We start from the raw sequence: 11914 nt of genomic DNA, 5'->3' as shown, positions 1-11914 counted from the left end.
GTTTGATCAAAAATAAAGGCTTGACCATTTTCAATACCCCGCTGATTTCCCCGCTATTGCGGTTGTTAGCGACTGCGGGTTTGAAACTTTCGGGTTGGAAAACCGTTGGTGAAGCGCCCAAGCTGAACAAGTACGTGCTAATTGCAGCGCCGCATACCAGCAACTGGGATTTCTTTCCGATGGTTTCGGTAGTGCTCAAGTACAAGCTTGAAGTTCACTGGATAGGAAAACATACGCTGTTTCCCTTTCCGATACGCTGGTTTGTGCGCTGGATGGGAGGCATCCCGATTGATCGGCGTGCGGCACGCAATACCGTGGAGCAAGTCGCGCAAGCCTATAACCGCTCGGATAAGCTGGCACTGGTCATTGCACCTGAGGGTACTCGTGGCAAGGTCGATAACTGGAAGGCCGGTTTTTATCATATTGCCACCAGTGTCAATGTGCCGATTCAGGCGACTTTCGTTGATAGCCGTACCAAAACAACGGGCTTTGGGCCGTTGTTCCACCCCACGGGTGATTACGAAAAAGATCTCAGCGAAATCAGGGCTTTTTACGCAGACAAAGTGGGTATTCGTCCTGAGCTGACTTGAACGGCTGAAGATACAGCCGCACAGAAGCCATTTAAGGAAGGGAAATGCGTAAGCTTGTATCCGTGTTGCTGGGCGTGAGTCTGGCAGCGAGTAGTCTTGTGTCTGCGAAAGCGGCAGACACCGCCCTCGACCCCAATGCTATTCGTGCGGCTACGGCAGCCGTCAATACCGCTGCAATTGCGAGCGAAGATCCCGACAACTGGCTGGGCCACGGCAACGACTACCGTGAACAGCGCTATAGCCAACTCGATCAAATTAACGAATCCAATATTTCCGGCCTCGGGCTGGCCTGGTCGTTCGATACCGCTTTCAAGCGCGGTCTTGAGGCCACCCCCATCGTGGTGGATGGCGTTATGTTCGTCACCGCCAACTGGAGCATCGTTCACGCACTGGATGCGCGCACTGGCGAGGAGCTCTGGACCTACGACCCGGAAGTTCCCCGGGAGTGGGCCAAAATGGCCTGCTGTGATGTGGTCAACCGCGGGGTTGCTGTTTACGAAGGCAAGGTGATCTTCGGCACACTGGATGCCCGCCTGATTGCGCTTGATGCCGGTACCGGCGAAAAGCTGTGGGAAGTGCAGGCCGCCGATACCAAACAATACCCCTACACCAGCACTGGTGCTCCGCGCGTCTTTAAAGACAAAGTCATTATCGGCAACGGTGGCGCCGAATATGGCGTGCGCGGCTTTGTCACGGCCTTTGACGTAAACACCGGCGAAAAACTGTGGCGTTTCTACACTGTACCCGGAAACCCGGCGGATGGTTTTGAAAACGAGGTCATGGCGCGGGCTGCTGAAACCTGGACGGGGGAGTGGTGGAAGACCGGCGGTGGTGGCACCGTGTGGGATTCTATCGTCTACGATCCGGAGCTGGATCAGCTGTATATCGGTGTGGGCAATGGCTCGCCCTGGAATCACCGCGTGCGCAGCCCCGACGGTGGCGACAACCTTTATCTCTCTTCGATTGTGGCGCTCAACCCCGATACCGGCGAATACCTCTGGCACTATCAGGAAACGCCAGCGGAATCCTGGGATTACACGGCCACCCAGCACATTATGCTGGCGGATATGGAGTGGCAGGGCGAGACCCGCAAGGTTATCTGGCACGCCCCCAAAAACGGTTTCTTCTTTATTATCGATCGTACCAACGGCAAGCTGCTATCGGCGGAGCCCTATGCGCGGGTGAACTGGGCGACCCACTACGATATGGAAACCGGCCGCCCGGTAGAGACCGAGCGCGCCCGCTACGCAGACAAGGCCGAGTTTATCCGGCCGTCGTCTATGGGTGCGCACAACTGGCATCCGATGGCCCACAGCCCGAAAACCGGTCTGGTTTATATTCCTGCCATTGATGCGATGGTCAAATACGGCGACGTTGAAAACTACCTGCACCAATGGGGGCACTGGAATCTCGGGGTGCCCTTGGAGCAGGACGCAGCCCCGAACCATATTCTTGCGCAATTGATGTTGGGTAAGGTGACAACTGGCTCACTGCTGGCCTGGGATCCGAAAACCCAAAGCGCCGCCTGGTCAGTACCGTATCAGCGGCCCTGGAATGGTGGTGTGCTCGCCACTGCCGGTAACCTGGTTTTTCAGGGCACGGCGATGGGGGAGTTCCGCGCCTATCGTGCAGATAATGGCGATCAGCTGTGGAGTTTTGATGCGCGCACCGGAATCATCGGTTCGCCCGTTACCTACGCCATTGATGGCGAACAGTACATTACGGTGCTGGCGGGCTGGGGCGGCGCCTTTGGTTTGGTCGCCGGGTATGAACAGGAAGGCGGCATTCCGCCGAGTCGAATCCTGACCTTTAAATTAGGTGCTCAGGGGGCATTGCCCGCGAATCCGGAGAAAGTGCTGTTTGAAGCACCGGCGCCGGAACCGCTGACCGAGGAAGAACTGAAAACGGGCCGTACCCTGTATCACGAATACTGTTCAGGCTGTCATGGTGTCGATGCAGTTTCCAATGGCGCTATTCCGGATCTGCGTCATCTGCCGCCGGTTTTCTACGCGAACTTCGATGCTATTGTGCTCGATGGGATGATGCGCAAGGCCGGCATGGTTGGTTTCAGCGATGTGCTGGACAAGGAAGATTCGCGCCTGATTAAAGGTTACGTACTGACTCAGGCAGAGGAAGATCGCGAAATTCGTGAGACGCCGTCCTGGTGGATGTCGATCAAAATGGCCTTCTATCGTGTGGTTGCCAGTATTCTCGGCTGGCTGGTCAATAATCTCTGATATACCCCTGTGGCGCGCAATCGCCCGATTGTGCGCCTTGCTTCACGCTTTCTCCGAACTGTCATAAAGCTTTCTTTAAGCACGTTTCGATAGTTTCCTGATTTTCCCGCGTTTTTGCCCCGCTAATCCCTTCAGATACTCGCCGTTTTAGAAACTGTCGCCAAAAGGTTTCACATTAGTGTCGTGTAGCTGAAATAAATACGTCACACATTCTCTATAGGCTGAGCCGCAGTTACTGATATGGAGGCGTGGCTTGAAATCATGGAGCGAGTCGCGCGAGTAACTGAACGACCTTTTAAAAGTCTTTCTCAGTTGGGAGCAGCATACATGTTGAAACGAGTCTTGATTTCCAGTGTTGTCGCAGGCGCTCTGGTCGGTTGTACCGACAGCGGTGACGTAAACCTTTCACCTACTAATATCAGCAACAGCGGCAGCACAGGCGGTGGCACCGGCAGTAACGTCTGTGCGAGCTACACCGAATCCGGTCAGACCTTTCAGGGAACCTTTGACGGCCAGGACTGTGTGTATTCATCACTGTTCGTTAGCGACAGCAAGCCGATTACCGTTGATTCAATTACTTTCTCAAACTTTGGCGGTAAGCACGTATTCGAAGACAGCCTGTTTATCGGTGAAGATGTTAACGCGACCGCCGCTCAATCTGGGAAGCGCATTCCCCAAGAGGGCGAAGGTACTCGCCTGAATATCGCCGCTGGCGTGACCATGGTCTTTAAAGATCAGGACAGCTACGTACGTATCGCCCGCGGTTCACAGATTTTTGCCGAAGGCACGGCAAATAACCCGATCATCTTTACTTCAGATGAAGATGCCATTCTGGGTACCGCCACGGAAAACGATCGCGGTCAGTGGGGCGGCTTGCAGATTAATGGCAACGGCCGTACTAACAAGTGTCACGACGGCACCAGCACCGGTTCGGGCTTCGCCTCAAAAGGCAGCGCTAGCGATTTCGATGCAACCGCGAACAACGTCCACAACTGTCACGTAACCGCTGAGGGCCGTCCGGCCACTTACGGCGGCAACAACAACGCAGAAAACTCCGGTGTTCTGGAATACGTTGTTGTTAAGCACGCAGGTTTTGAAGTGGTTGATGGCGACGAGCTGAATGCCATTACCCTGAACGCCGTCGGTAGCGGCACCACTATCAGCCACGTCCAAACCTACACCTCTCAGGATGATGGTTTCGAAATGTTTGGTGGCGCGGTAAATATGGATCACATTGTTGCCGTTAACGTGGGTGATGACTCTATTGACTACTCCGAAGGCTACAACGGCGATATCCAGTACGCGGTCGTTATCCACACCTCTGGCGGTAACCGTTGTATCGAAGGCGATAACACCGGCGGCAGTCGCGATGACGGCTTCACGCCGACCACCAAACTGCGTATCTCCAACCTGACCTGCATCACCAGCAATGTGGATGAAAATGCCGGTACTAACCCGAGCGGCAAGGGTGATTCTGAAGGTCCGCTGTATCGTGAAGGTGCGTTCTTCGAAATGTACAACTCGCTGATCACGTCTTATGGCACTTCCATGGCGAGCAACGAGTGTCTGGAACTGGATGACTCTGAAGGTCCGCAGACCATCGATGGCGCGCAAGACGGTACCAGCATTGCCTCAAGCAACGTGATCGCCTGTAGCGAAGCGACCAAAGTCGGCGCAGACGCAGCCAACAGCGGTTTCGATCTGGTCAACTGGCTGGCCGGTGGTGGCGGTAACGCTCAAACACCTGCCAACAGCAACACCAACAATGTGCTGATCACTGGTTCCGATGTGGCTGGCAGCGCGATTGGTTCGGTACTGGAAGATACCACCGCCGAGCGCGATTACCTGACCGCAGCCAACATTCAGAACGGCGCCGGTACCACCGTCTTCGATCAGTCTACTCAGCTGTTTGATGCAGCGACTCTGGGATCAATCTTCAAGACCCCGACTTACCTGGGTGGCGCGAATTCCGGTGACAACTGGCTGAGCGGCTGGGCGGTCGGTCTTGACCAGCCCCTGAACCCATAACCCTCTGTAGAACAACGACGGGTTGGGAGGGTGCGTGATGCACCCTCTGCGCCAACCGAACAATCAGACTCTTCAGAATTGTGGGTTATTAATCATGAAACTAAGTAAACGAAGCCGATTGTCGCGGGCCATCCTGCTTGGCACCGTCTTCGGGTCCGGCCTAGTTTTGGCGCAGCAGGAAGAGGGCTACAAGCCCGAGATCGCTGCACCGGGGCCGATCGAAGAGGTGGTCGTCACGGGGCGACTCAAAAGTGTTGCTGCGTCAATCGTTGATGAACGTATCGAAATTCCCTTTTCAGCGGATTTTCTGGGCTTCGAAGCCATTGCACGGGCGGGTGATTCCACCATCGCCGGTGCACTGCGCCGTCTGCCCGGCCTGACCTTGATCGACGACAAGTTTGTATACATTCGCGGTCTTGGTGAGCGCTATTCCAGCGTTACTGTGAACGGGGCAGTGGTGCCGTCGCCGGATCTGGCGCGCAGCGTTATCCCGCTCGACCTGTTTCCGACGTCTATTGTGGAATCGATAAAAGTGCAGAAGGCTTTTGGTTCCGCAACGCCCGCCAACTTTGGTGGTGGCGCGATTGATGTGCGCACCAAGTCCTTCCCCAAGGCACCGCTGATCAGTTTCAGTGTCGGCACGGGCGGCAATAGCATTAGTCACAGTGGGCTGGAGTACAACGACAGCAGCATCAAGCCCTTGCCAGACGAAATTGCCGGCGCGATTGCGCGCTACAAAGGCGATATTTCCCAGAGCAATATTTTCCAGACCGAAAACGATGCGGGCAACAACACCACAGCGCAAGAGGCCGAGCAGATTCAGCGTAATCTGATGCTGGCCCTGCCGCGCCAAATCGGCATGGGCGAAAACCTCGACAACAAGCCTGATCAAGACTGGAAGCTGGCGGTGGGTAATTCCTGGGATGTCGGCTATCAGTGGTTGGTCGGTGGCTCGGTCAGTGCATCTATCGGCGAGAAGTTTCGCAATAAGGATCAGATCAAGCGTGAAATCGGTAACCCGGAAGAACGGTATGCCGAGGTCGACCGAACCAGCGAAGAAGAGCGCGCGACGTATTCGGCGACGCTGGGCGCGGAGTATGGCAATACCCACGCTGTGGGCTTGAGCTACTTCGATATCCAGCACGACGTAAAAGACGCGAGCATCTCTCGGGGATTCGATTCCAACAACCCGCCCTCAGACGGTAATCGCGTAGTGAAATACCAGACGCGGACTGAAGAACGGGCGCTGGAAATGGTTCAGCTGACTGGCGAGCACAGCTTTGAAGGTTTGGAGTTTCTCTATGACTGGAGTGAGCGCCTTGCCTTTCTGGAGTCGCTGCGATTTTCCTGGTTTTACTCAGACGCGCAGGTAACCACAGACGTTCCCAACCAGACCAACTACAGCGGTTCTACTGATCTCTCAACGGGCTTCACCCAGATTTCGCCAGCGCCTGCGGCCGGGCAGCATGTCTTTCTGGAGCTTGAAGATGAGGAAGAGAGCTGGGGTGGCAGCTTCGAGCTGCCGGTCTATCTGGATCAGACGGAAGTGACCATAAAAGGTGGTTACGCAGCTTCGGAGAAGTTCCGCGAGTACTACCAGTACACCTTCAACGTGAATACAACCGGTCTTTCCAGCTCGGTGCTGGCAGGTGGCCCCGGTCGTGTCATGTCGGATCCGGTACTGGGTGATCTCGATAATGATTTTACCGCTTCACTGGGCAGTAACTTCGGAACGGAAAGCTATATCGCCGCGCGTAAACTGAATGCCTACTTCGGTGAGCTGGATGTACGCCTGAGCGAAAATTGGCGAGTTACTCTGGGTTCGCGCTGGGAAGAGTACAAGCAGGCGCTGCTGACGGTTGATCTGCTGGACTTCACTGGCACGTCGATTCAGGCGCAGATTCAGGCCCTGCAGGACCCGAACCAGCGGTTTGCCTTTATCGAAGACGATTGGTATCACTCGGCGGCACTGACATATTCCGACTACGGCCTGTTTGGCTCAGAGGAATACCAGTTGCGGGCCAGCTACGCGCAAACTACGGTTCGCCCTGATCTGCGTGAAACGGCTCAGGTGGTCTATATTGATCCGCAGATCAACCAGCGTGTTCGCGGTAACCCCTTCGTTGAGAAATCTGACATTGATCACCTCGATCTGCGTGCTGAGTTCTTCTACGAGAATGGCGACAACTTTACGGTATCGCTGTTCTACAAGGATATCAGCGCACCCATCGAGACGGTTCGTCAGCCAGGTTCGGATGACAATGTTGTTCTGACTTACGAGAACGCCAAGTCAGGTGACATCTTCGGTATCGAACTTGAAGGATTGGTAACTGTACCGGCTGACCTGATTGGCATGGATGGCTTCTTCGTGTCCGGCAACGTTGCCCTGAGTGACTCGGAAGTGGAGATTGATACCACCAACAACGTACTGACCAATGACGTACGTCGTCTGACTGGTCACTCGGAGTACGTGATCAATGGTCAGTTGGGATACGACTCACCGGGTGGTATCCACAGTGTTTCTCTGATCTACAACGTGTTTGGAGAACGCATTTACTTTGCCGGTGTTGCCGGTAACGACGACGCTTTTGAGCAGCCCTTTCACTCGCTGGATCTGACCTATACCTTCTATCCGACCGATACCCTGTCGGTCAGCCTGAAGGTGCAGAACATCCTGGAAGAGGAACGTGAGTTCGAGCAGGAGAATTCCTCCGGTCGCAACGTTACCATCCTTGAGCAGGAAGTGGGTCGCAGCTGGGGCCTGAGCGCCAAGTACAGCTACTGAGGTTTAAGTACAGCTACTGATTTCAGCTCAAGCTGTCGAGTAATCAACCCGAATGGCAGTGGCCATTCGGGTTTTTGCTTTTTGTCTTGCAAGAAGTGAAAAGCTCACTTAGGATTGAGCGCATCTACTCGATTTAACTGAATGACACCGAACACAACATGAACCAACTTCATTCCATGAAATGCTTTGCGATGCGCTGGTTTGTACGCCCGGCGAAGCGCCACTGCGTGTCTGGATGAAGTAGTTAAATTTTTCATTAAGGCCGCAGAAATCTGCGGCCTTTTTTGTTTCAGGCTTCAGATTTTGCGGCAAGGCAGGGGAGAGTGCCGCCATGGGGCCACCATTGGCTTACCTGATCGTGATAGCCGTCTGGGCTACCACACCGTTAGCAATCAAACTCAGTAGCGACTATTACGCGCCATTCACGGCAGCCGTGATGCGCTTTGCGCTGGCGTCGCTGATCGCCTGCACACTTGTAGCCCTGTTTCATGGCGGCAGCGGCCTCAAGCGTCGCCACTGGAAGGCCTACGCCTTCGCAAGTCTCGGAATCTTTCCGAATATGCCGCTGGTTTACAGTGCCACGGGCTATATTTCTTCTGGCTTGATTTCTGTGATGTTGGCGACGTCGCCCTTTGTAATGGGCTTGTTGTCTATTGTGATACTCAAGAAAAACCCGTTCACTCCCTTGCGAGTGTTGGGTTTGAGTATCGCACTCGCCGGTCTGTTGGTGATCGTAGAGCAGCAGCTCACTCTGGGCGGAGATGCCTGGATTGGTTTGCTGTTGATGGTGGCATCGACGCTGATGTTTTCCTTGAGCAATGTATTGGTAAAGCACGTGGATACACAGGGTATTGATCCGCTGGAGCAGAGCCTTGGAGCCATGGTTTTTGCATTGCCGGGCCTGCTGCTGTGCTTCGCGCTGTCTAAAGATGAGCTGCCGCCGCTGGCGTTAAATACGTCTACTTGGGCGGTGATTTATCTGGCGGGGGTGGCCTCGATTCTGGGGTTTATGGCGTTTTTTTATGTGCTGCGCACGCTACCTTTTGAGCTTGTGGGTTTGGTGCCGCTGATTACGCCGGTGATGGCAATGGCGCTTGGCGTGTGGGTCGCCGGTGAAACGGTCAGCGAATCGCTGAAGCTGGGCAGCCTGTTGATTCTGTCTGGGCTTGCGGTGTACGAACTGCTGCCTTCGATTCTTAAGAAAATTCGCGGGCCGTCAGTTGTCGTCTGCACCGGTGCCGGGTGTCCGCAAAATCAGTAAGCCGCCACACACCACCAGAGCAATACCCAGTACTGTGGGGAGGTCAGGGACGACCCCCCAAATCAGCCAGTCCAGCAGGCCGCTGAATACCAGCGCAAAATAACTGGTGGGCGCCAGAATCGAGGAGGGGACATACGAGAAAGCCTTGGTGTAGATCACGAAGGTGCCGTACATAACCACGCCCACGTAGAGCAGCCAGGGCAGCGCGGCGCTCGGAATCGGCTGATAGTTGAGCGCAAAGAATGGCAGTACAAATAACAGTGAGATGCTGAAGTAGTAAAACAGGATTCGACTTTCCGGTTCGGTGCGGGCCAGTTCGCGTGTTCCCACCATGGAGATAGCAAGCCCGACGCCGGAGCTCAGGGCAATCAGCTGCCAGATGCTGATGCCGTCGAATGTCGGTCTCAGCACCAGTGTGACGCCGGCAAAGCCGATGATCAGCGGGATCAGTCGGGCGCTCGGAATCGCGCTGCGATACCAGACCAGAATCACCAGCGGCACCAGCAGCGGCGCGGTATTGCGAAACAGGGTCGCTTCGACCAGCGGCATGTGCTGCATGGCCAGATAATAGGTATAGAAGCAGGCGCAACCACTAACACCGCGAACAATATGGGTGCCCAGCCGTTGGGTTAGTACGGCGCGTTTGCCATTGCGCAGCCACCAGGGCAGTACCATCAGAAAACAGATCAGGTATTGCGCCAGTACGATGGCGGAAATATGGACCTGTCCACTGAGGTGTTTGCCGGCAGCAGCGACGGTACTGCCGAGGAAAACCGTGAGAATACCGAGCGTCACGCCGAGGGCAAATTGTTTGGGGTCTGCAGTACTGATAGTCGTTGTCCGTTGCACAGCCTTTGTGCGCTGAGCGTAGCTTCCTCAGGCAGTCGCGGGCGTTAAAATAGGATTTTAAAACCGCCAGTGTAAGGGTAAGTAATGTCTGTGTGGAAGCAAGCTGCGAGTATTGAAGATCTCAATCGTATTCAAGAGAACAGCCTGGCCAGTTGGCTGGGTATCGAATTTGTCGATATGACTGAGGATAGTCTGGTCGCCAGAATGCCGGTCGATAGCCGCACCAAACAGCCTTTTGGCTTGTTACACGGAGGAGCTTCCGTGGTGCTTTCGGAAACCATGGGGAGCGTTGGCGGCTTTCTTGCTGCAGGGCCGGAATCGATTGTGGTGGGATTGGAAGTCAACGCCAATCATCTGCGCTCGGCGACCGAAGGCTTTGTGACGGGAACCTGTCGCCCTCTGCACGTGGGGCGGACCACTCAGGTGTGGGAAACCCAGGTACACGATGATCAGCAGCGACTGGTTTGTGTGTCCCGGTTAACCGTGGTGGTCAAATCCACAAAGGGTTAAAACAGCTGCAGGTGGCCTAAGCCCCCTGCAGTTTGCGCACAGCTTCGACTTCGAGATCCTGCAGATCTTCCATGATGTCATCCAGAACATTGCTGATCTTGGTGCAGGTGCGAATGGTTTCAATTTGCGGCCACGCGGCGCGCTCACCTTCACGCATCAGGCCGACCAGTTCTTCCTCTGACAATTTTGCCAGCAACTTGCGCAAGTCGTAAAAGCGGAAGCTCGGCACTATATTGATGTCTCCGGTGTACTCCTGCTTGGCCAGACTGTGCATGCTGTTCAGCACCATATTCACCCGCGGCATATCCTGCAGGTAGTTCTGGGAGATAAAGCGCTGCGCGTCCAGTACCTCGGTCAGTGCTGCGCGGCCGATGCCGGTGAAAACTGAAGACAGCCCGCCACGTTTTTTCTTGCGGCTGATAAAGGGCAATACCACCGGGTTGATCTGGCTGACGATAAAGTGATTTACCCCGTACATGCGCGACAGACGTTTGGCGGGCAGGTCGTCGGAAATAGAACCGTCGATCCACTTGCGCGAGGCAAGGTAGGGTTGGCTGTCGCCGTACACGTTTTTGGCCTGCAGGCTCACCGGGGGATATACGCCGGGCACTGCGCAGGAGGCGAGCACGGCCGTGCGGATATAGACATTGGGTGAGGCGATGGCATTGAGCAGGCGCGAGGTCTGGTGAGGCTCGGCCGGGGCAATAGAGATGCAGATATTGCGCCCGGTTTTGCGATAAGCCTCTTCAAAGGTCATATCCGGGATCAGGCGGGCAATCAGATTCTGCAAGTCGTGGATATCAATATTGGCGCGGGTGCCGCGGAACATGCGGTTGAACCAGCTGGCTTCCTGCTTCGCTTCAAAGGCCAGATTCTTGGCATCCATGAACTGGGCCATCTCATCGTCATTGTGAGTGCCCAGCACCGCCGCGACGATGGAGCCGGCGCTGGAGCCGGAAATTACGTTGGGCAGCAGGTTCTGTTCCAGCAGAGCCTTGACCACGCCGATATGGTAAAAGCCGAGGGCGCCGCCACCACTCAGCATCAGCGCCGAGCGGCCATAGCACTGGCTGGCTCGATTAAAGAAGTCGAGCTTGGCTTCGAAGTCGATTTTGGGGTTGTTGGTGGTCGCGATATGTTTGAGGGCGTCGGCAATCTCGTCGACATAATCCTCAATAAGGTGTTTGGTGCCGAACTTGGAGCGGGAGTGAACCGCCGCTTTGCCCATACCGGCCATATTGCCGTGGATGCCTTCATTCAGGGTGAAGAGCAGGCCGATATCGTCTTGGCGACTGCGCAGGGCACGCAAGCGATCGAGTCGGTAGCGAATTGAGACATGGTCATAAAGGCGGGTTTGATCCATCTTGCGCCACTGCGCCAGTCCGACCAGATCGTCCCAAGCCTGCGCAGCCTGCGACCACTGCTCGTAGGATTCCGCGTTGCGAAGTCGCTCTTCTAGCTGCTTGCGTCGTCTCATTGGTAACTGCACATCTCTATCCTGAGTAATATTGACACCACCCACATTGTAGAGGGTATGAATTGTGAATAATAGCTGTTCATATGTCGCCCAACGATAGGGCTCTACGGTTACTACTCTGTGAAATATTGCGATTTCCGCGTGGAGTCACTCTCCCTCGCAATTCGACTTGCGTAT

The 11914-nt window shown here is 55.1% G+C and carries 8 protein-coding genes; 6 read left to right on the top strand and 2 right to left on the bottom strand.

The window, feature by feature from the left end:
* Nucleotides 1–2 precede the first annotated feature (2 nt).
* The 5 genes from FHR99_RS04590 (at nucleotide 3) to FHR99_RS04570 (ending at nucleotide 8901) form a co-directional block, all read left to right on the top strand.
* Nucleotides 3–590 carry a lysophospholipid acyltransferase family protein gene (locus FHR99_RS04590; RefSeq protein ID WP_246386455.1) on the top strand — a complete coding sequence of 196 codons (588 nt, stop codon included), beginning with the start codon at nucleotides 3–5 and terminating at the stop codon, nucleotides 588–590.
* Nucleotides 591–634: 44 nt separating this feature from the next.
* Entirely contained in the window at nucleotides 635–2827 is a 2193-nt protein-coding gene (locus FHR99_RS04585; protein WP_183409354.1) for a PQQ-dependent dehydrogenase, methanol/ethanol family, read from the top strand.
* Nucleotides 2828–3154: 327 nt separating this feature from the next.
* Entirely contained in the window at nucleotides 3155–4855 is a 1701-nt protein-coding gene (locus FHR99_RS04580) for a hypothetical protein (RefSeq protein ID WP_183409353.1), read from the top strand.
* A 94-nt stretch (nucleotides 4856–4949) separates the two neighbouring features.
* Nucleotides 4950–7640, top strand: a complete 2691-nt coding sequence (locus FHR99_RS04575; protein ID WP_183409352.1) for a TonB-dependent receptor domain-containing protein — start codon at nucleotides 4950–4952, stop codon at nucleotides 7638–7640.
* Between the two features lie 331 nt (nucleotides 7641–7971).
* Complete coding sequence (locus FHR99_RS04570; RefSeq protein WP_183409351.1) at nucleotides 7972–8901, top strand: DMT family transporter; 930 nt, start codon at nucleotides 7972–7974, stop codon at nucleotides 8899–8901.
* Here the strand turns inward: FHR99_RS04570 and FHR99_RS16565 are convergent.
* Complete coding sequence (locus FHR99_RS16565) at nucleotides 8857–9750, bottom strand: EamA family transporter (protein WP_183409350.1); 894 nt, start codon at nucleotides 9748–9750, stop codon at nucleotides 8857–8859. The genes FHR99_RS04570 and FHR99_RS16565 overlap by 45 nt on opposite strands.
* 84 nt (nucleotides 9751–9834) lie before the next feature.
* On the opposite strand from FHR99_RS16565, the gene FHR99_RS04560 reads away from it, so the two are divergent.
* The gene (locus FHR99_RS04560; protein WP_183409349.1) at nucleotides 9835–10260 is read left to right on the top strand and encodes a hotdog fold thioesterase; all 426 of its coding nucleotides are present in this window, start codon (nucleotides 9835–9837) and stop codon (nucleotides 10258–10260) included.
* A 16-nt stretch (nucleotides 10261–10276) separates the two neighbouring features.
* Here the strand turns inward: FHR99_RS04560 and FHR99_RS04555 are convergent, their stop codons facing one another.
* The gene (locus FHR99_RS04555; RefSeq protein ID WP_183409348.1) at nucleotides 10277–11737 is read right to left on the bottom strand and encodes a DUF3336 domain-containing protein; all 1461 of its coding nucleotides are present in this window, start codon (nucleotides 11735–11737) and stop codon (nucleotides 10277–10279) included.
* Nucleotides 11738–11914: the final 177 nt, after the last annotated feature.

It is taken from the genome of Litorivivens lipolytica, assembly GCF_014191715.1.
GTDB classification, from domain to species: Bacteria; Pseudomonadota; Gammaproteobacteria; order Pseudomonadales; family Spongiibacteraceae; genus Litorivivens; species Litorivivens lipolytica.
Note: the sequence above shows the minus strand (reverse complement) of the source record. Positions and strands in the feature narration are given on the sequence as shown.

What these genes read in the sequence shown, in the direction of transcription:
- FHR99_RS04585 (WP_183409354.1), top strand. Translation starts at nt 635, where the DNA reads ATGCGTAAGCTTGTATCCGTGTTGCTGGGCGTGAGTCTGGCAGCGAGT.
- FHR99_RS04560 (WP_183409349.1), top strand. Translation starts at nt 9,835, where the DNA reads ATGTCTGTGTGGAAGCAAGCTGCGAGTATTGAAGATCTCAATCGTATT.
- FHR99_RS04575 (WP_183409352.1), top strand. Translation starts at nt 4,950, where the DNA reads ATGAAACTAAGTAAACGAAGCCGATTGTCGCGGGCCATCCTGCTTGGC.
- FHR99_RS04580 (WP_183409353.1), top strand. Translation starts at nt 3,155, where the DNA reads ATGTTGAAACGAGTCTTGATTTCCAGTGTTGTCGCAGGCGCTCTGGTC.
- FHR99_RS04555 (WP_183409348.1), bottom strand. Translation starts at nt 11,737, where the DNA reads ATGAGACGACGCAAGCAGCTAGAAGAGCGACTTCGCAACGCGGAATCC.
- FHR99_RS04570 (WP_183409351.1), top strand. Translation starts at nt 7,972, where the DNA reads ATGGGGCCACCATTGGCTTACCTGATCGTGATAGCCGTCTGGGCTACC.